Here is a 25,571-nt window from a genome sequence, read left to right on the forward strand (position 1 = left end):
TTATTTTAATTTTTGGTATAATTCTATATAATTTAATGCTGCCCTATCCCAAGAATGATCAATTTTCATCATTGTTTTTCTAACAGCTTTAAAAGCTTTTTTATCATTGTATAATTCAACAGCCCGATTAATGGCATGGGTAACATCCCAAATACTCGTTTGGTCATGGCAGATTCCGAAACCATTGTCGCCTATGTCAATTACTGTATCTCTTAATCCCCCAACCCTGCGCACAATCGGAACGGTTCCGTAACGTAGGGCATAAAGTTGGTTTAAACCACAAGGCTCAACCCTCGATGGCATAATCAGAAAATCTGCACCGGCATACATCTCGTGCGATACCTGCTCATTATAACCAATATAAACATTGTACCTGCCACCAAAAAGATCCTTTAACTGGTTTAATCGTCCCTCTACCCAACTATCACCTGAACCTAAAACCAGTATATTGATGTTATCGCCATGCTGCTGCAAAGCTGTATAAAAAATATCTGGTAGAATATCAGCTCCCTTTTCATCAACCAACCTACCAATAAAAGTAAATAAAGGTTTAGACGGATCTAATTGAAAAACACTGCAGAGTGCTGTTTTGTTTGCAAGTTTTCCCGCTTCTACTGTTTTTAAATTATAATTTTTGCCAAGCATCGGGTCAGTTTCCGGATCCCATACTTCGCTATCAATTCCATTTAAAATCCCGATCGATTTCCAACGCTCCTGCCTCAGCAAACTTTCCAGTCCACGGGCATTTCCCATCATCTCTTCCAGGTAAGTTGGCGAAACGGTAGTTACCCTCCAGGCACATTTAATGGCCGAAGCCAACGGGTTAATTGCATCTTCCCAGCCTAATAAACCACCTTTCCATAAATCGAAAGCAGGTAAATAATAGAGTTTATCCCATCCAAACTGTCCCTGATATTGTGCATTATGTATGGTTAAAACTGTTGGAACGCCACTAATGGGCTTGTATTTCACAGAATTAGAAACCATAAACGGAATCAAACCCGTATGGTGATCATGACAGTGGATTACATCCGGACGGTGTTCCCATTGTACTATCCAATCAAGGGTGGCAATCTGGAAGGCTAGGAAACGTTCAGTATCATCACTGTAGCCATAAACATTCGGTCGGTCTGTTAAACCTTGTATATGGATAACATATAAATCGAAACCCAGTTTATTGATTTTCTCTTTTAAAATGCGGTACTGAAAGTGGTGATTACCGTAGTTTGCCCAGGCATCATAAGTAACTTCAAATTCGCTTTCACGGATAAATTTTGTATCGTATGCAGGCACAACCACTTTAGCAATGTGGCCTAGTTTATTCTGATATTTTGGTAAAGCCCCTACCACATCGGCTAAACCGCCAACTTTTGCAACAGGGTAACACTCGGCGCTTATATGTATAATTTCCATCAACTATTTGGTGTAGATAACCCAAGTAAGTTACTAATTGTTTTGAGCTTTGCAAATAATGTAAATTATATTTTTAGTTGGTTATTTATCCCCTCAAATCACATGAGGTTAATTTTATCAGCGGCAATCTTTTTAATCTGCGGGAGAAAGCGGCCAATGGTTTTCCAATGATTTCGCAGATACACAAAAGCCTTTTTTGAAAGTGAATGGTCTGATTCTTCGTGGCAGGCTGCAGCCCTGCTTTCCGTTGCAAGTCCTCACTGCGCTCCGAGCTTTGCACTACAATCAGGCTTAAAAACAAAGGGTTGTTCTTGTTAAGCGCAAAAAGTAGCTAAATTTAGCTGCGGTAATCTTTTTAATCTGCGGGGGAATATAGCGCATAATTTCCCGCTGATTTCGCAGATATACGCAGAAGGCTATTTCATCAGTGCTAATCTCTCTAATCTGTGGGGCATAAAAACGAAAAAACCGCTTAAATCCATAAGCGGTTTTTAACAACAAAACAAATATATTTTTGGTTTAAAAATATCTAGTACTCTTCCGCGATGATTTCGTAGAAATCGCGGATAGGTTGAAACTGAGGGTGCAGTGAAACCACATCTCCAAAAACCAATAGTGCTGGTGCATCTATTTTTTTATCTTCAACAATTTCGGCAATGGTATCTACTATACCTATTGCAATTTTTTCTTGTGGGGTAGATCCATTCTGGATCACCGCTACAGGCAACAGATTTTTATTTTCTGCCTGAAAGATTGCAGCAATTTCTTTTACTTTTTCAATTCCGTTTAAAACTACAATGGTCGCTTTGGTTTTTGCAGCGATATATAAATCCTCTGATATTTCGCCTCTGCTATTTGTTCCGGTTACTGCCCAGAAACTTTCGCTAAGGTCTTTATAAATCATCGGGATTTTTTGCAAACTCGGCGCACCAGTTGCACTCGAAATACCCGGAATGATCTCGGTTGGGATACTGTAAGATTCTGCCGCATCAATTTCCTCATATCCTTTTGCAAAGAAAAACGGATCACCACTTTTTAAACGTACCACGTGACCATAGTTTAAAGCATAATCAATAATCAGCTTGTTAACTGCATCCTGCGAAAAAGATTCATCATCAGAACGTTTGCCCACATAAACTTTCGGAATACCATCTGGCGCATGACACAATAAAGCTTCGTTCACATTTGCATCATACAAAACAACATCAGCTGTTTTCAATGCTTTAACACCTTTTAAACTAAATAAATCCGGATCGCCAGGACCAGCACCTATTAAAGTAATTTTTGGTTCAATGTTCGCTTTTTCTACTTTATTCAAAATCATAACAGAAAGTTTATGCTCGTTATACGTTTGTTTAATTATACAAATATATAAAGTCTATAGGAATTGTCGTAATTTATTTTAAAATATTTTTTTAAATGTCATTCTGAACGTAGTGAAGAGTCTTCAAATAGTCGTCATCTCGACTGAAACGTAGCTTCGAATATTCGCGAAAGAGACCTAACTCGAGATAGATTTATCGGCTTCGCTACCATTGACAGATGATAAGAAAAGCCGTCATTGCGAGGAGGTACGACGAAGCAATCTTTCCTGCTGGCGATTATTGCAAGAAAGATTGCTTCGTCGGCTGAAAAAGCCTTCTCGCAATGACGATGCGTTCGGGGTGACAAATTCTATTTACAATTCACTTCTGCAAAAGTAAACTTGCCAGCTTCGTAATTAATGGGCTTACCTTTAACAAAATAAGATCTGCCCAATGTAGTTTCGATCTGTGCAACGCCCATAATGAGTTTACCATCTTTTTTTAAAAAGGCTAATGGGTTGGTAAAAGCTTTAGAAGTATCTTTACCTGTATTAAACCGGTAATCAACCATTAAGGTATCACCATTAAACTTACCATCAATTTTACCATTATTTTCAGGTTTATCAGCATATTTCACCAATAATGAACCAGTTACTTTACCAGATGCCATTGTTTTCACAATCATAGCTGCACTGTCTTTTTCGAAAAAAGCGGCATAACAGGTTTGGTTAATCACCGAATCCTTTTTCGCGGTATCAGCCTTTTTATCTGATTGGTTACAGGCAAAAACAAAAGGAACAGCGGCAAAAACGAAGTATATAAGATTTTTTTTCATGTGGTTTGTAATTAGGTGCATTATAAATATACGAAGAAGATGAAAGGTTTTGATTATTTCCATAAACCAGGGCCTTATTAATTTTATATCTCATCAATAGATAGCATCATAAAAAAGAAAAACGGGAGACCGTTATCCGATATCCCGTTGAAATTGCTTTCACTTTAGGTTAGCCCCAAAGCTTTCATTATTATATTTGGTTGTGGTTCTACACTGTATGATTTTCAGGATTGTAGGATTTCAGGATCAACTGGTTATTTCTTCATGCCTAATAACGCTGTCGCCATTGATCATTGAAAATTGGTCATTGGTTATTGATCGTTTTACATCTTCCATCCTACTCTACCGCCGCCCTGAACATTAAAGCACCAACAGTTAAATTGGTACGGGGATCGACTAATATCGCCGAACCATTTGCACGGTTATCATCATATAAATCAAATGCCAAAGCATCGGCAGTTTTCACAATTACACGGCCAATGTCGTTTAATTTAAATTCTTCTGCAGCATGTTTTTCTAATGTATTGATGTCTACTTTATGCAGAATTTCGCTGATTTTACATTTAGTAATCTTGCTATTATGCTGAATATTATACATTATCGAGGTATCCAATGCACGGGTATCCATCCAGCAAAGGTCAGCTTCGATCAGTTTTGATTCCTGAGGCAAGGCCGAGGCATTTACAATGCTATCACCACGGCTAATATCCACATCATCTTTTAAATGGATAATAACCGACTGACCAGCATGTGCAGCATCAAGTGCCTGATCGAAAAATTCGATCTTCTCTACGGTAGAGCTGGCTCCTGACGGAAGAACCGTAACCTTATCATTTAAGTTAAAGGTTCCGCTCAATACCCTACCTGCATAACCACGGTAATCGTGCAGTTCTTCTGTTTGTGGTCTTACCACCCACTGTACGGGCATACGTGCCAATTGTGATTTGTCTAAGCTATCGGTATCTACTTTCTCCAAGAAATGCAGCAAACTTTCGCCTTCATACCAATCCATATTTTCAGAAGTCTGCGCTACATTATCTCCTTTTAATGCACTCACCGGAATGTAGGTGATATCAGCAAGTTTTAACTGTTGGGCCAAAATTTTGTATTTCTCGATGATCGAACTGTAAATGGTTTCACTGTAATCAACCATGTCCATTTTGTTGATGCACACCACCACATGTTTAATGCCCAATAAGGAAACTATATACGAGTGGCGGATGGTCTGCTCAACTACACCATTACGCGCATCGATCAAAATAATGGCCAAATTAGCGGTAGACGCACCTGTAACCATGTTCCTGGTATACTGTATATGCCCCGGGGTATCGGCTATAATGAATTTACGTTTCTCTGTCTGAAAGTATTTATAAGCTACATCAATGGTAATGCCCTGCTCGCGCTCTGCCCTTAAACCATCGGTAAGAATGGCTAAATCTATTGTTCCGTCGTCATTTTTGCGGTTCGAACTCTGCAAAGCTTCTAACTGATCGGCCAAAATAGAATCCGTATCGTATAACAAACGGCCAATTAAGGTACTTTTACCATCATCTACGCTGCCTGCTGTGAAAAATTTTAATATGTTCATGTTTTTTTAGATTTGAGATATGAGACACTAGATTTGAGACGGATGCAAGATTCTCAAATCTCACATCTCAATACTCAAATCTCTCTTAAATAATAGATATGAGATATTAGACGGATGCAAGATTCTCAAATCTCACATCTAAAATCTCACGTCTCTTTTAAAAATATCCTCCCTTTTTCCTGTCTTCCATTGCGGCTTCAGAAACTTTATCGTCCAAACGGGCGCCACGTTCTGAAATTTTAGAGGCACTGATTTCCGAAATAATATCATCGATCAAAGTGGCGTCTGATTCTACCGCAGCGGTGCACGACATGTCGCCAACTGTACGGAAACGAACCTGTTTGCGTTCGACAACATCTTCATCATCCATATTTAAAAATGGAGAAGCAGCCATCAATTGTCCATTACGGGTGATACAATCGCGTTCGTGAGAGAAATAAATACTTGGCAGATCGATTTTCTCCCTGCGGATATAGTTCCAAACATCTAACTCTGTCCAGTTACTGATCGGGAATACACGGATGTTTTCCCCTTTATGGATTTTTCCGTTATAAATGTTCCAAAGTTCAGGGCGCTGGCGTTTTGGGTCCCACTGACCGAATTCATCGCGAACCGAGAAAATACGCTCTTTCGCCCTTGCTTTTTCCTCATCTCTACGGGCACCGCCAATGCAGGCATCAAACTGGTATTTTGCAATGGTATCAAGCAAGGTTACGGTTTGTAAAGCATTTCTACTGGCGTTTTTACCGGTCTGCTCTACCACTTTACCCTGATCAATAGATTCCTGCACAGAACCAATAATTAATTTTTCGCCAATTCTTTCTACCATCTGGTCGCGGTAAGTGATGGTTTCTTCGAAATTATGACCTGTATCTATGTGTACCAAAGGAAAAGGAAATTTCCCCGGACGAAAAGCTTTTTCTGCCAAACGAACTAAAGTAATTGAATCCTTTCCACCTGAAAATAACAGGGCCGGTTTTTCAAACTGACCTGCTACTTCACGCAAAATGTGAATGGCTTCGGCCTCCAGTTCGTCTAAATAATCAAAATTATATGTACTCATTACAATTGTTGAAATGTTAAAATGTTGAATGTTGGAATGTTCCAATCATTCAAAGTTATAATTGTTGTTGTTGTTCTTGTTGTTAAAAATTGTTGAAAGGTTGTAAAGTTGAAATGCCATCATCCCTTTTTCATCTTCCATTTTACATCAGGATGCTGCATGCAAACCACATTCTTTCTTGCTTTGGTCTTCCCACCACCATCTTCCCGCCCTAAAATCTTCGCCTGGCTGTACTGCTCTTGTACATGGCGCGCATCCTATGCTCGGGAAACCTTTATCGTGCAAGGTATTATACACAATGTTATTTTCTTTAATATAGGTTTTTACATCCTCTAAAGTCCAGTCGAAAATAGGATGGAATTTCACCAATTGGTTTCCTTCGTCCCATTCTAAATCATGCATATCCTCACGGTTGGCACTCTGATCGGCCCTTATTCCTGTTATCCAGATTTCGTTCCCTTTTAATGCTCTTTTTAAAGGTTCAATTTTACGGATGTAACAGCATTCTTTTCTATTTTCTACCGATTCGTAAAAGCTGCTTGGGCCTTTCGTATTCACCATATCCTGCAATAACTCATTTTGCGGATAATAGGCATGTATCGGTTTGTTATAAATTTCTAATGTGCGGTTCCAAACATAATAGGTTTCGGGGAACAGGCGTCCGGTTTCTAAAGTAAAAACCTTAATCGGTATATTATTGGCAAAAATCAAATGGGTAATGGCCTGATCTTCCCAGCCAAAACTGGTCGAAAATATAATACGGCCGGCATATTGATCAGCCAAAAATTTCAGTTTATCAATTGTACTTAAACCTGCCAGTGCTGTTTTTATCTCCTCTAGGTCTGTCATCACTAAATTAATTTTAAAATAAACATAATCACACTGCGCAAACTTACAATCATCACAATAATTCCAACAGCCACCATAATGGTTTTTGCCGAAATTTTATTAGATACTTTTGCGGCAATTGGCGATGCGATTGCACTACCAATAATTAAGCCTAAAACGGCTTCCCAGTGTTTGCCGCCCAACATGGTAAAAAAGGTAAGCGAACTTAAAGTGGCAATAAAAAAACGGCTGATTTTTACCGTACCCAGTGAAAATAAAGGGTGACGGCCGCCTGCAATTAAACTCGATAAAACGATCGATCCCCAGCCACCACCAAAAGCAGCATCTATAAATCCACCAAAAAACCCCAATAAACCAATTTTCTTGATTTTTTGATCGGCTTTTTTTCTTTTAATGTTAAAGGCTTTCATTAAAATAACGGCACCTAAAAACAAGGTATAAACGGCAACAACCGGCTTAACGTAACTGCTATAATGCTCCAATGAAGATAAAATATAGGCACCTAATACCGCACCAACAATTGCAGGAAGGATCAATATTTTAAAAAGCTTCCAGTTTACGTTGCCCATACGGTAATGCATCCAGCCTGCAATCCCGTTACTCATTACTTCTGAAATGTGTATGGCCATACTTGCTGATGCAGGTGGTAAACCCATCGCTAGTGAAAAAGATGCCGTGGTAACGCCATATGACATCCCAATCGCCCCATCAATCAAAGCGAATAAAAATCCTGCCCCTAAAAACCAGTAGAATAATGGATCGATGTTGATTAAAAACGTCTGAAATTCAGGTTCAGTATTCCAAAGGGAAAGTCCGATTGCTCCAATCAATAAAACCGATGCCACCCAGATCAACCATTTGATATTCCGCTCGGCAAAACTTTTTTTAGGATTAATTAAACTCTGGGTAACCTTATTTAGCTTTTTAACCTTTGCAGAGAAATCGCCGTTTAAAGTCTGGCGCAAAGCGCTCATGTTCTGTAAGGTTTCATCCAGTTCTGCGGGTAAACCCTCATTCAAAATCTGCTTTAAACGTTTGGCAATGGTTGGCGATTTACCGTTTGTAGAAATGGCAATTTTTAAATCGCCCTTTTGAACAATCGATCCCAGATAAAAATCACATAACTCAGGTTTGTCAGCCACATTGATCAACAGACCACGCTCATGCGTAACCTTTCTGATCTCTTCATTTAAAATATTGTTATTGGTTGCAGCGAAAACGATATCAATATCATTTAAATCATCTATATCAAAAGTTTTCTGCTTAACCTTTATGAGCGGATAATTTGCAACAAGTGCATAAACCTCCGGCGATACCGTTTCTGCCACGATGGTAATGGTAGCACTATGGCTGTTATTTACAATCGCCGTTAACTTCTCCAGCCCAATATTGCCTGCTCCAATTAATAATGTACGCAGCTTGTTCAGCTTTACAAAAACTGGAAAGAGCTGGTTACCTTTTTCTTCTTCCGAAAAAGATGTTGCATTATCAGGTTGGTTAGGCAATACTTGCATATTGTTTAATTAATTTCTTAAATGATGGATGTAATGATACAACTTCTCCAAAAATTAATAAAGCTGGTGCTTTAATATTTTCTTGCTGCACCAAACTTTCTATGGTTTCAACTACGCCGACAACTAAACGTTCATCTTCAGCTGATCCGTTCTGCACCACTGCAGTTGGTAAATTGTGTTTGCCTGCGGCTTTAAAAATCTCTACAATTTTTGATAGTTTTTTAAGCCCCATCAGTACCAATACTGTGGCTTTTGACTGTGCTGCCTGGTAAATATCGGCCGAAACCTCTCCTGAAGTGGTAGTTCCGGTAATTACCCAAAAGCTTTCGCTCATGCCACGGTGCGTAACCGGAATTTGTTGCAATCCTGGTACACCGATGGAACTCGAAATACCCGGAATTACACTTACCGGAATGCTGTATGATGCAGCATAATCCAATTCTTCATATCCCCTGCCAAAAACAAACGGATCACCACCTTTTAAACGCACAACATGTCCGTAATTTAAAGCGTAGTCGATCATTAATTTATTGATGGTATCCTGTGGATACGAATGCTCACCCGAACGTTTGCCCACATAAACTTTAATGGCATCCGCCGGGGCATGCTCCAATAAAGCTTCGTTTGTTAAAGCATCGTACAATACCACGTCAGCGGTTTGCAATGCTTTTACACCTTTTAAGGTCAATAAATCCGGATCTCCAGGACCTGCGCCTAAAAGGGTAATTTTTGATTCTTTATTTTGATTAACCATGTTTCTTTTTAATTATTGAATTTTGAATGACTGGATGAAGAGTTGTTTGGCGCATGGCGTTTAGCGTCTGCAGTTCTCAAATCTCATATCTATTGTCTCAAATCTCATTTCGCTAATACCGCTCTTTTCTCCTTAATCTGATTTAAAAATTGATTGGCTTCTTCAAAATATTTCTTTGCAAATTCTGCCGTTGGTTCGTTTTTGTTGATCTGTAAAACCAGGTCAGAGAAATTGGTTGGTAAATTAAATTCGCCGGTTTCTACATAATGGTTATCAAATTCACGGATCACACCAACCTGCGTACTGCTGTTTACGCCTTTATCCAACAATAAAGATTTTGCTGCACTTACAAAAGTGCTGTAGGTATGGTATATGGCGTCGGCATAAGCACCTTTATCTAAGTTTTGCTTTGCCCAGCCAAATTTTTCGTCTGCCTCTAGTAATAAAGTAGCCACTAAATCAATTACTACACCAGCACATTCTCCCACACCAATTGCGGTTACAAATTCTTCAACATGTCCCCAGTCTACAAATTCATCTGTTTGCAGGTTGGTTAAATCAGCCAATGGTTTCAACAACTGATAAAAATGGTCTTTACCTTTTCTATCATAATATTGGTGGAAGTTTTCATTTTCCAAATTATTAGCTTTAAAATCATTTAAAATGAAATGTAAAACACTTGTAGCCCTTTTAGAAGGTACTTTAATTACGCGTTCTGCAACACGGCCAACACCGTTACCAACAGTACCGCCACCAAGCATCACCTGAACTGCAGGAACCACTTTTCCTTCAGCTTTTACCGAACTTCCATGGAAACCGATTTCAGCCAAACCATGCTGACCGCAAGAGTTCATACAACCACTAATTTTGATCTTGATGTTTTTCTCGTAAATAAACTCAGGGAAATCAGTATAAATTACATCCTCCAAAACCTCTGCAAGCGTCATGGAGTTCGAAATACCCAAATTACAGGTATCAGTACCCGGACAGGTAGTAATATCGGCCAGACTATCAAAACCTGCTGTGGTAAAACCAATTTTATTTAAAGCCGCATATAATGAAGGTAATGCCTCCTTCCTCACAAATTTTAACAAAAGGCCCTGGTTTTGGGTAATTCTGATTTCATCAGCAACATAAAGCCTGATGGCATCAACAAAAGCCCTTGCTTTATCTGTTTTGATATCACCTACCTGCACTTTTACATAAACGCCGTAAAATCCAGCCTGTTTCTGCTCAATTACATTAGTAGCTAACCAGTGTTTATAATGACTTTCGTTTAATATCTCTACCGCAGGGTATTCCTGCTCTAAAGGTAAAGTAGGCTGTGGAACGGTATTAATATCTATTTTAAAGGTTTTTACTTTATTGGCAATACGCTCTTCGGCAACCAAACGTAAAACCTCTTCTAATCCTAACTTCTGAACAAGGTATTTTAAACGCGCTTTATTACGGTTACTGCGTTCGCCATAACGGTCGAAAACGCGAAGAACAGATTCTGTAAAGGGAATCAATTGGTCTTCAGGTAAAAAATCGTGAACGGCATTCGCCAAAAAAGGCTGTGCGCCTAAACCACCGGCAAATAATACTTTAAATCCACGTTCGCCATTTTCGTTAATTTTTGGAATAAAACCTAAATCGTGAATGTAGCTAAAAGCCGTATCCCTATCGCTCGAAGAAAAGGAGATTTTAATCTTGCGGCCCATTTCCTGACAGATCGGGTTACGCAAAAAATAGGCAAATACCGCCTGTGCATAAGGCGAAACATCAAAAGGCTCTTCCGCATCAATACCCGAATTTGGAGAAGCCGTTACGTTACGTACTGTATTACCACAAGCCTCGCGGAGCGTAATATCATCCTGTTCCAGTTTGGCCCATAGCTCGGGCGTACGGTCTAAACTCACATAATGGATCTGAATATCCTGACGAGTGGTTAAGTGTAAATTTCCACTTCCGTATTCATCAGCAATATCGGCTATACGCAATAACTGTTTAAAAGTTACCTTACCAAATGGCAGTTTAATACGCACCATTTGTACGCCTGGCTGTCTTTGTCCGTAAACACCACGGGCCAAACGGAGGCTCCTAAACTTTTCGTCGTGGATGGTTCCATCTCTAAAAGCTTTAATCTTATTCTCTAAATCGATGATGTCCTGCTCGACGATCGGATTTTCGAGTTCTGTTCTGAAACTTTGCATATGTGTTGTTAGCTTTATTCAAAAAATGCTTCCCTGTTACCGAGAAGCATTCCATATTTTATACATAAAATTATCTGTAGGCTCCTGTTACTGCGTTTTACAACAACAGCACATCATTTGCTTAGCGGTTAACTGGTTAGGTATAAAACTGAAGTTCATACGCCAAATATATAAAGTATATAGGAATAGTCGTAATTTATTATAAAAAATTTTACGATATCTTGTTAAAACCCTTTCAAGATCGTCATTTCGAGCAAAGTGCCACGCAGTCGAAAAATCTATAAATTAAATTCCTTAAATAATATAGCTAAAACTGCCATTTGAAAACTGCAACTGAAAATTGAAAACTGTCAAACTAATTTGGGCGTTACCTAAGCTACGCAAAGGTCGGGCTTTGCAGGGCTGCGCTTCGCTCCGGTACCGATGAAAAATCGGCACTGAACCCTTACAATCCCTAACGTGGAGTTATCGCATTATGCTAGCTTACTTTGAAAAACAAACAGCTTTTACCTAAGAACGCTGTCAATCCCAAGTGCTGGGAAATCAAAAAAACAGTTGCAAAACAGAAGAATTAGCACTACCAAACCTGAAACGCAGTGGTTTTGTGCACATTTTGCAAAACCGTAAACCTGGCAATTACTGCACAAAACAAAGTGCCGCTGTTTTTTTGATGTGAAATGGGTTTGTGTGGGAGCACATTGCTGGATTGACAAAGCGCTTTGGGTACTTTGGCGCTCCAAAGTACCATGCCCCCGCGGCATAGAGCGGCAAGAAAAATCTTCACTTATGTCTTCACGGACGGATTTGAAATGTTAATAGAACAATAACACTCGAAATGTACCGAAGCTTACTTTCCAAAATAATATTGACCACCTAAGTCACCTTAGTACATCTAAGTGATATGCTTAACATTGTTGGTTTTAGACCTCGCAGGTTTTAAAAACCTGCGAGGTTTAGAAATTATTTTATAAATTAACGATACCGATTTTCAAAGTATCTTCCCTGCCGATAACATCGGCAATGCTGGTTTCGGTTAAAACCTTAAGCGTAGCATCCCTTACATCAATAAAGGCACTTCTGATGCCGCATGTTTTCTCATCTACACACTCATCACATTTATGGTAAAAGTTTAAACTGGCACATGGCACCATCGCAATTGGCCCATCAGTTACACGCATTACGTGTACCAATAAAATCTCTTCAGGTTTTTTATTGAGGCTATAGCCGCCGCCTGCACCTTTTTTACTGTATAAAAAGCCTGCATTGCGCAAATCAAGAAGGATCTGTTCAAGGAATTTTTTCGGGATATGCTCCTCCTCTGCAATTTTCGAAATCTGCATTGGTGGTTTATCTAAATTTTTACCCAGCGCAACAAGCGCTTTAATGGCATATTTTGTTTTTTTGGACAGCATATTCGCACAAAGCTAATAAAAGAAAGTAAATTATAAAATATGCAACAAGAAGTTGATTTTAATTCAACATACTATCATATTTATAAATATAACACATCATAACAATAATTGCTTTAATCAAACGAGCGTAAAAATAATCGGCAACTGTAACAGTAGGCAATTATCAGCGTTTAAATTCTATTTTTACCCCCTATTCTGATTTACAGATTTTTAATAATGAAAAGAAAACTCAATCTATTGCCACTCATCATAGTTGCAATCATATTTTTTGCCTTAAATGCTTATGTTTTATCAGGTTTGGGTACCATCAATCAATCAAGTTTACTGAGCCCAATCTTTTGGGTATTTATCATCGGTTTAACTTTTGCTTTGTTCTTCGCCATTCAGCAGATGCGCATCCAGGGAATAAATAAGTTCTTCCAAATTGTTAGTCATGCTTTCTTGATTGTTTTTGCTTCAGAAATTGTTTTCGCTTTTTTTCTAATGCTGGGCGATGTTTACCGCTTATTAATTGGCTTATCCACCAATTTTGAGCCCGGTGGATTCCATATTGCCGGCCGCAGCAACTATTGGGTCGATTTTGCCTTTGTGATGTTCTGTTTAACCATTGCCCTATTTGCTTATGGCATTACCCAGGGGAAATACGCTTACCGTGTAATTAAACATACTTTGTATTTTGATGATCTGCCTGAAAGTTTTGATGGTTTTACGCTGACCCAGATTTCGGATGTACATGCCGGGAGTTTTACTAACCCAAAAGCCGTACAAAAAGGAATTGACATGATCAATGCACAAAAAAGCGATTTATTTGTTTTTACAGGCGATTTGGTCAACAATGCCTCATCAGAGATTGTGCCTTACATCGGCCATTTCTCACAGATTAAGGCCCCTTTCGGGCAGTTTTCTGTTTTAGGTAACCACGATTATGGCGATTACATCAAATGGCCAAGTGAAGCCGATAAAATACAGAACTTAAACCAATTGAAAGCTTACCACAAAGAACTGGGCTTTAAATTGTTGTTGGATGAACATGTAGAGCTGCATAAAAACGGCGAAAAAATTATCCTCGCCGGGATAGAAAACTGGGGAATCGGTTTTGGGGAACGCGGCGACCTCAAAAAAGCCCTTCAAAATACAGAGGTGAACGATTTTAAAATTCTTTTATCACACGATCCTTCGCATTGGGATGCACAGGTAAAAAATTATCCTTCAAAAATCCAGCTTTCTTTGGCTGGCCATACGCATGGCATGCAGTTCGGTATCGAAGCTTTTGGCATTAAGTGGAGCCCGGTAAAATACCGTTATAAACATTGGGCAGGCATTAAAACTGAAAATGGCAGGTATTTAAATGTGAACCGTGGCTTTGGTTTTCTTGGCTTTTCCGGAAGGATTGGTATTTGGCCGGAGATTACGGTAATTGAATTGAAAAGGAAATAAACAACCAATGCCCCGAAATTGGGGCATTGGTTGTTTAGGCGATCGTCATTCCCGCGCAGGCGGGAACCTTAATGCAAACAACAAGTCTAGTTATAGCATTACGATTCCCAATCAAGTTGGGAATGACGAACTGCTTTAGTAATTAAGCGTATACGTTAAATTATAGGTACGGCCGCGACCTGCATAATAAAATGTTTCTTTTTTAGCTAAAGCTGCATACAAATACTGTGAACGTTGGCTCCAGATGGTCTGGTAATCTTTGTTCAACAGGTTTTGTACACCGAATGATAAACTTCCTGTGAATATTTTAACTGATCCTAAAAGATCAACAGTTGTATATCCTTTTAATTCTTTACCTGCACCAATATTATCTTTCGTATCAAACGAATGGAAAATCTGTGCTTTTAATCCGAACACTTTACCATTATAGCCTAAATAACCGGCCAATTTAGATGGACTAGCCACCGTTACATCCTGTAAGGCCCAGGTACCATCGGTATTCTGTTTCTGTGTTTTAATGTACAAACCGTTTGCACCTACCTCGAAACCATTTTTCAGGTTTAACGATAATGAACCTTCAACACCGATATTTCTTACTTTTTCGTCAAAAACTTCAATATTGAAAGTGCTGTTGGTTTTCACGTTTTTATCAGATAAGGCATAAAAACCAGCTACCTGTGCATTAAATACACCTGTGCGGTAACGGTAACCTGCTTCATATTGTTCTGTTTTAATACCAGTTAAAGGAGAACTGGCCACATTAATGGAGTTACCCAAATTAAAGTTGGTACCCACTAAAGTATAGCTTCCCTGTCCGTAATATTTAGCAGGATCGGCTAAGTTAAAGCCTTGTGAAAAGTTAACCCAAACCTGTTGTGGCGCATTGATTTTAACCACCAAACCACCGTTTAGCAGATTTACATCGTAGTGGTTTTTACCACCTGCAATTGGGGTTGCCGTTCTGCCCACGCCATAAGCCAAAGGCACTGCTGCTGTTGTACCAACAAAATCACCAACTTTAACAAACATGCGTTGCTGACGTACTCCACCTGATAAACTTAAAAAATCAGTTACTTTAACCTGTGCCTGCAAAAAGCCAGATAAACCGTTCACCCTGAAATTAGGATAACGTGCAATGGTTGCCACGGTAGCGTTGGTTAGTCCACCCGATGTAGCAGCTTTCACCCTATCGAATAAGGCTTGCTGTGCATTAAAGTTTTCGTTATCGGCATCTATACCGTAAGTAAGGTTAACCCTGTTCCAATCTTTGTTCAATACCAGTTTTAAAGCGCTATAATTGGTGTTTTGGATTGATGAACCACTGTAAAGCACACCAGGTATTGCCGCCTGGCCAGGGAATGGGTGAAAGCTGAACTGCTCATTTCTGGCAGCAGCCTGTATATAAAGTGTTTGTCCGCCTAAAATTTCATTCGCCTGATAGTTGGCATTGATATTTGCCCTGCTTGTTTTTGGATCAACATCTGAAGAATAACCATTTCTCATTTCCAAAACTGCAGGATTTGATAACAAGCCCGCATAGTTTGTACCTAAAAACAAATCTTTATCTCCACGATAACCCGAATTATAATATTGGCCATTTACCGATAGTTTTTGATATTCAGTAAGTTTAAATTCTGTACTTCCGAAGAAATCGAACGATTGGTTGTATTGTAAATCGGTTTGGGTAATATCGGTAAAAATCTGTTTTCCATCTGCACCATAAGCTGCATTGTTTTTTTGAAAAGCCATACCGATACGTCCGTTCCAGTCTTTGCTACCGCCAGAAATGGCCTGTGCTACACGCACATCATGATCGCTTTTTTCTTTCAATCCGCTACGCACACCAATTTGCGTGGTGAAACTCGGCTGACTGTCCTGACCTTTTTTAGTGATGATGTTGATGATACCACCCGTTGCACCACCGCCATAAACAGCACTTGCTCCAGATAAAACCTCAATACGCTCGATGTTAAATGGATCAATCGATTCGAACTGACGGCTTACACCACGGGTACTGTTTAACGATACCCCATCAATCATTACCAGTGCATCCCTGCCACGTTGGTTTTGTCCATAGTTGGTACGTCCTTCCGGACCTGCATCCAAACTTGGGATCAGTTGGGCCAATGTTTGCTTTAAAGGAATGCCTGCCCTTGCCTGCTCCTGGATTTTTGCACCATCTACTACCCAAACCGTACCCGGTATTTCACTTATTTTGGTCGGTTTACGCGACGATACCACAACCACCTCCTGCATATTTGAGGTTGGGCTTAGGCTAATGGTTAAATTAACGGTCTGGTTTTTACCTAAATTCACTTTTTGCAGTACAGTAGTATAACCTACATAACTTACCTGTAAAACGTAAGCACCTTCGGTTAATTTTAATTCAAAAGTACCATCTGCATTTGTAGTAGCGGAAGTGCCCTTTCCTTCCACTTTAATATTTGCCCCAGCTAAGGGAGCAGTTTCTCCAAGCACTTTACCTGTTACGGTTTGTGCTTTACCTGTAAGAATAAATCCACAGATCAAGATTGCAATTAAGTATAGATTCTTCATTAATGATTATTTTTTTGCGCAAAGCAATCATTTATTTAGATCAAATCCAAATAAAATTATTTTATTTTTTATTCATCATTGTACTAAAACGGTTAAGTATTGGTATTCAATCAACTTATTAACAATATGTTAAAAATATTTTAAATATTATTTTTAATCAATCTAAATAAACACATACCTTAGCAACCGGAATTATCGATAAAAATCGCCCGCATTTAAATATCTCAGCTAACCAGATGATGAATAAAAAAAATACCGGCACTAATTGCCTGGTATTTTATTGCCTTTACCATTAAACTTTTTTGAAAAATTGAAAAACTAATGTTTACATCAGACCTAGAAAAACATGAACTTATCGATTTCCTTACGGAAAGTCCGACGAAGGAAATCTTTCACCACGAAAACGAAGAAGAATACCACCATGCTGTTGGTAAGGTTACTCAAGCCGTTAAAAAATTCCTGCACAACAACCAAAAGCCCTTCAGTGGCGTATCGCCTGCTCAATTAAAACCCTTATTCGATGCCATCGAATTTGAAAAAACGCATGATAACTATGATGCGCTGCTTAAAGAAGTAGAACAGCTTTACACCAATCATGCTGTTGCTTTTCATCATCCCGCTTACATTGCCCATTTAAACTGTCCGATTGTAATCCCCGCAGTGGCGGCCGAGGTGATGATTTCGTCGATTAATTCGTCAATCGATACCTGGGACCAAAGCGCCGGGGGAACATTGATTGAACAAAAACTAATCGAATGGACTTGTGACCAAATTGGCTATAGCAAAAAAGCAGATGGTATTTTTACCAGTGGCGGCACCCAAAGCAATTTAATGGGCCTTTTATTGGCAAGAGACCATTATGCCATTACCGCATTAAACCACAATATTAAGGTAAACGGTTTACCACAGGAAGCCTCACGCTTTAGGATTTTTGTTTCAGAAAAGGCGCATTTCAGCATCCAGAAAAACGCTTCGCTGTTAGGTTTGGGCGAAAAATCGGTGATCAAGATTAAAACCGATCGTAGTTTCAGGATGAACACCGTGTTATTGGAAGATGCCATTAAAAGAGAAATCGCCCAGGGAAATATACCCATTGCCGTGGTGGGTACTGCAGGCACTACCGATTTTGGAAATGTTGACCCTCTGAAAGAGCTTGCCTTTATCAGCAAAAAATACAATACCTGGTTCCATATCGATGCGGCTTATGGATGTGGATTATTGCTGACAGACAAATACAGGGGCCTGCTTAACGGGATCGAACTGGCGCACTCGGTTACGGTTGATTATCATAAATCTTTCTTCCAGCCGGTAAGCAGCAGTGGTTTTTTGGTAAACGATAAAAAATATTTTAACCTGATTACACACCACGCCGATTATTTAAACCCTAAAGATCATGATGAGGATGGTTTGCCAAACCAGGTAAACAAATCGATACAGACGACCCGACGGTTTGATGCCCTGAAACTTTGGTTTACACTCAGGATGATGGGCAGAAACAAACTGGGAGGCTATTTTGATACCATTATTGAAACTGCTGCCAAAATTGCCGACCGCTTACATTACGACAGCGATTTTGAACTGATGAACGAATCAGACATCAGTGCTTTGGTTTTCCGTTACCGGCCAAAAAATGTACAGTTGGATGTTTGCGCAATGAACCAGTACATCAAAAAAGCCATGTTTAACGAAGGAAAAGCCTTAGTTGCCGGCACCAAAATTAACCAACAGTTTTACCTCAAATTTACCCTACTTAACCCGCTTACTACCATGAGCGATATTGAAAACATTATTAAAATCATTAAAAAACATGGAAACGAATACGTTAGACTTAATCAAGCTTCAGCAGATTTCAGAAGAAACTAACTTTAATGCACTCCTAAACAGTTATTGCAGAGAATTTAACAACTGGAGCCGTTATGTTGGCATACCTAAATACGATGCGCCATTGGCCAATTACCTGATTACCACAACCGACCGGTTGCACATCAGGTTCGATTTCAGTTCTATTGGATTTGAAGTATATGCACCACTAAAATTTTATGCAGATAGTGGCCGGCATGTATTTAATTTTCCGGTAATTGAGCGCGATGTTGCTACAGATACGATCCATCCGATCAGCATTTACAGGTTCATGGAACTGGCCATCCAATTCAGTGCCGAAGAGTTCCCGGATGCTGATGCTGATATTGTAAATCAACGTTTAACCAACAGTGTAGAAAACCTCGAGGTATTTCTGTCTTATTTTAAACAGAATGGCAAGCCTGTAAATTTTGCCAAAATGAGCTTTATTGAGGCCGAGCAATCTTTATTTTTAGGTCACAATGCCCATCCCCTACCAAAAGGAAGAGCTGGTTTTAACAACAGGGAAGAGCTTTTCAAATTTTCGCCAGAAACACAGGGCCAATTCCAACTGGCGTATTTTTTAATCGCTGCAGATAACATTAATGAGAAAAACGCTGAAGGTTTTGACATTACAGATCTTTTCAGGATTGAGCTGTTAGAGTGTGGAAATTCAGATATCATTGCCATATTAGATCAGCATCCAAACCATAAAGTGGTACCCATGCATCCTTGGGAAGCCGATTATCTGCTCACTTTACCTGCGGTACAAGCCATGGAGGAGGAAAAGTTATTATTCTACCTGGGTTGTTTTGGAGTGTTTTATACACCAACATCATCGGTGAGAACAGTTTACAATGCAACAAGCGATTGGATGCTAAAATTTTCGCTACACGTAAAAATCACCAACTCAGAACGGGTTAACCTGATTCGGGAGCTTCACCGTGGTTATGACGTAAGTAAATTATTAAAAACAGAATACGGCAAAGCGGCTAAAGCTGAATTTCCGGAGATTGAATTTATTACCGATCCTGCATTTATCACCGTAAATTATAAAGGCGAAACCATTGATGGATTTAACACCAGCATCAGACATAATCCTTTTAAAGCTGATGATGCCGAAAAAAATGTAACCTTACTGGCTGCACTTTGTCAGGATGGATTACTGGGACAGAAACCTAGAATTGTACATATAATTGAGGAAGCATCGATCAATAAAAACAAAACGCTTGCCTATACTGCTGTAAACTGGTTTAAACAATACCTTCACCTTTGCGTAGCACCAATTGTTGGACTATACAATAATTTCGGTATGGCCTTTGAGTTTCATCAGCAAAACGTGATGCTCGAACTGGATAAAGATTTTTATCCTGCCAAATTTTATTTCAGGGATAATCAGGGTTATTTCTTTAGTGATGCTAAAGCCGAAGCATTAGAAGCCGTTTATCCGGGGATTGCAGCCGAAAGCGGATCAATTGTTCCGAACGAATACATTATCCCTAAACTCACCTATTACCTGCTCATCAACAACATTTTGGGCGTAGTTAACGCCATTGCCAGCAATGGTTTGGCAGATGAGAAAACTTTGATCGATCTGGTTTATCTCGAGTTTAAACAATTCGAGAACAGCGATACTACCGGTCTGGTCGATTATATCATCAACCGCCGCAGCTGGGAAGTAAAAGGTAATTTATTAACCAATCTTTGCAACATTGATGAAGCCAGTGCACCAATTGATAATCCGGCCATTTATCGCGAGTTTCCGAACCCTTTGGCTAAATATTTCTTCTCCGAGAACCTGATCAAACCACAAACAAAAGAGGTATTGTACAGCAGGTTTTTTCCTAAAGAAAATGTAACGATTAATATCCGTCCATTTAACATCGACCGCGATCTGGAAATGGTTCACGATTGGTTTAATCAGGAACATGCCAAACCGATCTGGAAAATGGATGGCCCGATTAAAGGTTTAGAGTTATTTTACAGAACACTATTGCCGAACGATGCGTCACACAGTTTTATCGGCGAAATCAATGGAGAACCAACCTTTACGATAGAGCCATACTGGCCAATGCGCGATGGTGTAGGTGCCTGTTACGAAGCATTGATGACCGATTATGGCGCACACTTATTGATTGCCCCAACGGATAAAGACAAAAAATTCAGTTTTGAAACCGGACAAGCCTTAATGGATTTCATTTTCGAACAGCCGGAAGTAGGCAAATGTATCGGTGAAGCCGCAGTAGAAAGTCGTGCGATGCACATTTTTGTTACCAGACTGGGTTTCAAATTAGAGAAAGTGATCCAAATGCCTTATAAAATGGCCAATCTAACTTTCTGCTACCGCGATTGGTATTGGGATAAATATCCTGAAGCCAAGGCACACGCTATGATTAAGTTGGGACAGTTTGAAACGGAGGAGATATAATGCAGGAACAAAAAATATACGACATTGTTGGGATCGGAATCGGTCCTTTCAACTTAGGTTTAGCCGCTTTGTGTACGCCGATAGAAAGCTTATCGACTTTATTTTTAGATCAGGCAAGCGAATTTAACTGGCACCCGGGCATGATGCTGAGTGATGCCACATTGCAGGTCCCTTTCATGGCCGATCTGGTTACCATGGCCGATCCAACCAGCCCATACAGTTTTTTAAACTACTTAAAGCAAACTGATCGCCTTTATAAATTTTACATCAGGGAAGATTTTTTTGTACTGCGCAAAGAATATAACGCTTATTGTAAATGGGCCATTAATCATTTAAAAAACTGTCATTTTGGACAAAAAGTGACCACTATAAATTATGTTGATGAAATTTATCAGATCGAAAAGATAGATCAGGTAAGTGGTACTACTGAAACCATTTTGGCTAAAAAAATCGTACTCGGAACGGGTACGGCACCTAAAGTGCCTGCCTTTGTTAATCCAACCGTTCATCAGCATGCAATACATTCTTCGGAGTATTTAAAGTTTAAGCAGACTTTGTTGGAACAAAAAACGGTAACCGTTATCGGCTCGGGACAAAGTGCTGCAGAAATTTTCTACGATCTTTTACCTGAAACAGAAAATGGCTTGAACCTAAAATGGTTTACCCGTCCAGATCGCTTTTTCCCGATGGAATATTCGAAATTAACCTTAGAGCTCACCTCGCCTGAATATGTCGACCATTTTTACAATTTAAGCGATGCCAAGCGGAAACAACTTTTAAGTAAACAGAATTCGTTGTTTAAAGGGATCAATTTCGAGCTGATTAACCAGATTTTCGATAAACTGTATGAATTGAGTGTTGACGGCGAAAAAATCAATGCCGAACTGATGCCGAACTGCCAATTGAACAACCTAACGGTAAATAATGATGGCAGCTATCAGCTTGATTTTTATCATACCGAGAGCGAAAAAGATTTTGCAGTTGATACAGATGCTGTTGTATTGGCTACAGGCTATAAATATAACGAGCCCGGCTTTTTATCTGCGGTTAATGATCGTATTGCACGCGATACCTATGGACTTTTCCAGGTACACCGCAATTATGCCATTGATGTAAACGGAAACGAAATCTTTGTTCAAAATGCCGAACTACATACGCATGGATTTGTAACACCAGATCTGGGCATGGGGGCTTACCGCAATGCGTCCATCATCAACGCCATTTTAGGTTTCGAAATCTATCCGGTAGAAAAACGGATTGCTTTCCAGCAGTTTAGCGTAAACGGTGAGGAAGAGGTCCTTCGACAGGCTCAGGATGACAATTCGAAAACTGAGTTTGAAGTCAGGGATTGTCACGTTGAGCCTGTCGAAACGCCTTAAAAGCTAAAGCTGGTCCTTCGACAAGCTCAGGATGACAGATCGCGTTGGTCGGGATTTGTAATCCCGACCATTGAAAACCGGATTTGAAATCCGGAGTACGAAAAGTCCAGATTGCAAATCTGGACTAACACTTAAAAATTAAATACCATGAGTTACAACAATTTCAATCATATAAAACCTTTAAAAAAAGAAGTTTGGGACAAGGTAAACCTAAACTATATCGCAAAATCGATCGTGGAACTGATGCACGAAAAATTAGCAGAACCAACACTTGTTAATACAAACGAAAATGGTGTTTTGGATTTCCGTTTGACTACAGATAATGAGGAAATTTATTATACGTTTTCAGGTCAGCAACGCGCTTTGGATTACCTGCACATTGATAAACAGAGCATCAAAAAGTTCATAAACGGCGAAAGTATGGCGGTAAACAATGCGCCGGCCTTTTACACCGAGTTACAGCAAACCTTTGGCATCAAACCCTTTACCCTCGCCCATTTTATCGAAGAAACCTTAAATACTTTATACGCTGATGCCTATATCCACGAAAAAGGCAGGTTAACGGCTGATGAACTGGCCAATGCAGATTATCAGACGATTGAACACCAGATGGATGGCCACCCCTGGGCTACCATTAACAAAGGACGCATCGGTTTTAATCATAGCGATCAGGGTAAATATGCACCAGAAGCGGCACAAAAAATGCAGCTGGCGTGGCTGGCCGTACACAAATCAAGGGCTCAATTCAAAAGCATCGAAAGCATTTCTTCATTTTCTTTTTATAATGAAGAATTGACTTTAAAACAAGTCCACGATTTTAATCAGGTGCTCATCCAACAGGAATTAAACCCTAAAGATTATTTCTTTATCCCAGTACACGAATGGCAGTGGAACAATAAAATTGTATTGCAGCTGGCGCACGATATTGCTCATCAGTTAATTGTACCAGTTGGTGTTGGGAGTGATGAATACATGTGCCAAAACAGCATCCGTACTTTCTTTAATGTAAGTGAACCTAAAAAGCATTATGTAAAAACGGCAATTTCAATCTTGAATACCTCTATTTTCAGGGGATTATCGCCTAAGAAACTGGCCATTGCACCAAAAGTTACCCAATGGGCAAAAGATATGTTACAAGGTGATGAATACCTGAAACAAACACGTGTGGTGCTTTTGGGCGAAGTAGCTACAGTGGCTTATACCCATCCGCAATACAGTGAAATTCCGGGATCTCCATACCAATATCAGGAATTTTTAGGTGCGATTTGGCGCGAAAGTGCAGAAAATTACCTGTTGGAAGGCGAAAATATCATGACGATGGCCAGTTTACTTTATGTAGATGATAATGGTAAAAGCATGGTACAGGCCCTGATCGAAAAATCGGGATTAGATGCTTCAACATGGTTAAATGCCTACTTAACTGCTTATTTAAAACCCGTATTGAGGATTTTCTATAAACATGCCTTTTTCTTTAGTCCACATGGTGAAAACACGATTTTAGTGATGAAAAACGGTGTTCCGGAACGGATTATCATTAAAGATTTTGTGGAAGAGATTGTATTAACAGAAGAATCGAAAGCGAAATTACCAAATGATCTTGTTGATGTTTTAAGGGAGATTAATGACGAATTAGCGCCATTATTTATCCTTTCGGGCATATTTGATGCTGTTTTCAGGTATCTTGGCAATATTTTCCACAGTTATGTGGGAATGGACGAAAAACAGTTCTGGCGTCAGGTGGCTGATGTAATTTTAGAATTTCAACAAGAAAATCCAGAATTAGCCTCAAAATTCGAAAAATTCGACCTTTTCGTACCTGAATTCATCAGAGTTTGCATTAACCGCGTGAGATTATTAACACATGGTTATAGCGAAAGCACCGATGTTCCGGTTCCGGAACTGATTGGTACTTTGGTTAATCCTGCGGCAGAGGCGCTGAAAGAGGATGTTTTGGCGTAGCTGAATTAGCATTATTACCGTCATTGCGAGAAGGCTTTTTCAGCCGACGAAGCAATCTTTTTTGCAATAATCGCGAACAGGAAAGATTGCTTCGTCGTACCTCCTCGCAATGACGGATTTTCTATTGAAGTTTGTCGAAATGACGATTTTATTACTTAAACTATAAAAATAGTTTATTTTAATAAAATTATTATCTTGCTTTTAAATTCCTAAAGCATGAAAACATTATTATTTCTATTCTTATCGATCTTTTTATTCGAAACTCCAACAATAGAGAAAGACCGCGACCGTTGGAAACCTTATTATACGGATGCTGCACCTGCGAAAACAGCCGATCAATGGTATCTGCCCTTTGATGTAGCCAACCGGAAAAAGGTAAATAATATTAAAATCATCAGCATTTTTGGCGATCATCGCGATAGCTATGTTAAAGGCCATATCCATACCGCCATTGATATCAATCCTACTCAACCCAAAGCTAAACTCGTTAGTGTTTATGCCATGGCCAATGGGATAGTTTGCTCTGTACATTTGGGCGAAAATCAACGTACCGTGGTGGTTAAGCATAAACTACCAAATGGTCAAACGATGTTTACCTCTTATAAACACCTGAAAGAGGTTTATGTAAGTAATGGTCAGGCGGTAGATCAAAATACCAAACTGGCGAGGTTATTCACTCCGCAGGAAAGCAAAAAATATGGTGGCGATTATCATCATCTACATTTGGAAATCAGGAAAAAGTTTGATGATTATGGCTGTGCCAGCTGGTTAACTTTTAATAATACGCAACTGAATGATCGGTTTTATAATCCTCAAAACTTTATTAAGGAACATATTAAATAAGATAAGTTTCACATAAAAAAGTGGTCCTTGAGGACACAGACCAGGGCGATATAGGCATTTTTTTGGGAGAAAAATCTTTGTACCAAGTTATCAAAATGAAATTTAAAGATTTCTTCCAGAATCTTCGGGATCGAAATGACGATAAACTTTAATTAATCAATTACAAGTTGATGCCTTTTGATAAGCCGCGAACTTACAGAAAG

At 39.4% G+C, this 25,571-nt stretch carries 17 protein-coding genes; 6 read left to right on the top strand and 11 right to left on the bottom strand.

Features of this window, described 5'->3' with window-relative positions:
• From U859_RS0108525 to U859_RS0108585, 10 genes are all read right to left on the bottom strand, one after another.
• A complete protein-coding gene (locus U859_RS0108525; RefSeq protein WP_025142976.1) occupies positions 1-1,413 on the bottom strand; it encodes a glycogen synthase in 1,413 nt (470 codons plus the stop codon).
• 529 nt (positions 1,414-1,942) lie between these two features.
• Positions 1,943-2,737: a uroporphyrinogen-III C-methyltransferase gene (gene cobA, locus U859_RS0108535; RefSeq protein WP_025142977.1), complete on the bottom strand. Its 795-nt coding sequence runs from the start codon at positions 2,735-2,737 to the stop codon at positions 1,943-1,945.
• Between the two features lie 350 nt (positions 2,738-3,087).
• Positions 3,088-3,552, bottom strand: coding sequence for a hypothetical protein (locus tag U859_RS0108540; RefSeq protein WP_025142978.1), 465 nt, complete (start codon positions 3,550-3,552; stop codon positions 3,088-3,090).
• 337 nt (positions 3,553-3,889) lie between these two features.
• Positions 3,890-5,140: a sulfate adenylyltransferase subunit 1 gene (locus tag U859_RS0108545; protein ID WP_025142979.1), complete on the bottom strand. Its 1,251-nt coding sequence runs from the start codon at positions 5,138-5,140 to the stop codon at positions 3,890-3,892.
• A 157-nt stretch (positions 5,141-5,297) separates the two neighbouring features.
• A complete protein-coding gene (cysD, locus tag U859_RS0108550; protein ID WP_025142980.1) occupies positions 5,298-6,203 on the bottom strand; it encodes a sulfate adenylyltransferase subunit CysD in 906 nt (301 codons plus the stop codon).
• A 147-nt stretch (positions 6,204-6,350) separates the two neighbouring features.
• Positions 6,351-7,052, bottom strand: coding sequence for a phosphoadenylyl-sulfate reductase (locus U859_RS0108560; RefSeq protein ID WP_025142981.1), 702 nt, complete (start codon positions 7,050-7,052; stop codon positions 6,351-6,353).
• A gap of 2 nt (positions 7,053-7,054) precedes the next feature.
• The gene (locus tag U859_RS0108565) at positions 7,055-8,566 is read right to left on the bottom strand and encodes a TSUP family transporter (protein WP_025142982.1); all 1,512 of its coding nucleotides are present in this window, start codon (positions 8,564-8,566) and stop codon (positions 7,055-7,057) included.
• Positions 8,550-9,320, bottom strand: a complete 771-nt coding sequence (gene cobA, locus U859_RS0108570) for a uroporphyrinogen-III C-methyltransferase (RefSeq protein ID WP_025142983.1) — start codon at positions 9,318-9,320, stop codon at positions 8,550-8,552. Before cobA (U859_RS0108570) ends, U859_RS0108565 begins: the two co-directional genes overlap by 17 nt.
• Before the next feature lie 104 nt (positions 9,321-9,424).
• Complete coding sequence (locus tag U859_RS0108575) at positions 9,425-11,515, bottom strand: HEPN domain-containing protein (RefSeq protein ID WP_025142984.1); 2,091 nt, start codon at positions 11,513-11,515, stop codon at positions 9,425-9,427.
• A gap of 965 nt (positions 11,516-12,480) precedes the next feature.
• A complete protein-coding gene (locus U859_RS0108585; RefSeq protein WP_025142985.1) occupies positions 12,481-12,927 on the bottom strand; it encodes an RrF2 family transcriptional regulator in 447 nt (148 codons plus the stop codon).
• Positions 12,928-13,143: 216 nt separating this feature from the next.
• On the opposite strand from U859_RS0108585, the gene U859_RS0108590 reads away from it, so the two are divergent.
• Complete coding sequence (locus U859_RS0108590; RefSeq protein WP_025142986.1) at positions 13,144-14,364, top strand: metallophosphoesterase; 1,221 nt, start codon at positions 13,144-13,146, stop codon at positions 14,362-14,364.
• A 135-nt stretch (positions 14,365-14,499) separates the two neighbouring features.
• On the opposite strand, the gene U859_RS0108595 is transcribed toward U859_RS0108590, so the two are convergent.
• Positions 14,500-16,920 carry a TonB-dependent receptor gene (locus tag U859_RS0108595; RefSeq protein ID WP_025142987.1) on the bottom strand — a complete coding sequence of 807 codons (2,421 nt, stop codon included), beginning with the start codon at positions 16,918-16,920 and terminating at the stop codon, positions 14,500-14,502.
• Between the two features lie 321 nt (positions 16,921-17,241).
• Between U859_RS0108595 and U859_RS0108605 the strand changes: the two genes are divergently transcribed.
• The 5 genes from U859_RS0108605 to U859_RS0108625 all read left to right on the top strand — a co-directional run bounded on the left by U859_RS0108605 (position 17,242) and on the right by U859_RS0108625 (position 25,368).
• Entirely contained in the window at positions 17,242-18,783 is a 1,542-nt protein-coding gene (locus tag U859_RS0108605; protein ID WP_025142988.1) for a pyridoxal phosphate-dependent decarboxylase family protein, read from the top strand.
• Positions 18,728-21,187 carry a GNAT family N-acetyltransferase gene (locus U859_RS0108610; protein ID WP_025142989.1) on the top strand — a complete coding sequence of 820 codons (2,460 nt, stop codon included), beginning with the start codon at positions 18,728-18,730 and terminating at the stop codon, positions 21,185-21,187. Before U859_RS0108605 ends, U859_RS0108610 begins: the two co-directional genes overlap by 56 nt.
• On the top strand, positions 21,187-22,566 hold the full coding sequence (locus tag U859_RS0108615; RefSeq protein WP_025142990.1) for a lysine N(6)-hydroxylase/L-ornithine N(5)-oxygenase family protein: 1,380 nt from the start codon (positions 21,187-21,189) through the stop codon (positions 22,564-22,566). Before U859_RS0108610 ends, U859_RS0108615 begins: the two co-directional genes overlap by 1 nt.
• Positions 22,567-22,713: 147 nt before the next feature.
• Positions 22,714-24,525, top strand: a complete 1,812-nt coding sequence (locus U859_RS0108620; protein WP_025142991.1) for an IucA/IucC family protein — start codon at positions 22,714-22,716, stop codon at positions 24,523-24,525.
• A 216-nt stretch (positions 24,526-24,741) separates the two neighbouring features.
• The gene (locus tag U859_RS0108625; protein ID WP_025142992.1) at positions 24,742-25,368 is read left to right on the top strand and encodes a M23 family metallopeptidase; all 627 of its coding nucleotides are present in this window, start codon (positions 24,742-24,744) and stop codon (positions 25,366-25,368) included.
• Positions 25,369-25,571: the final 203 nt, after the last annotated feature.

Origin of the sequence: Pedobacter jeongneungensis, from assembly GCF_000633455.1 — a bacterium.
Taxonomy (GTDB): Bacteria; Bacteroidota; Bacteroidia; order Sphingobacteriales; family Sphingobacteriaceae; genus Pedobacter; species Pedobacter jeongneungensis_A.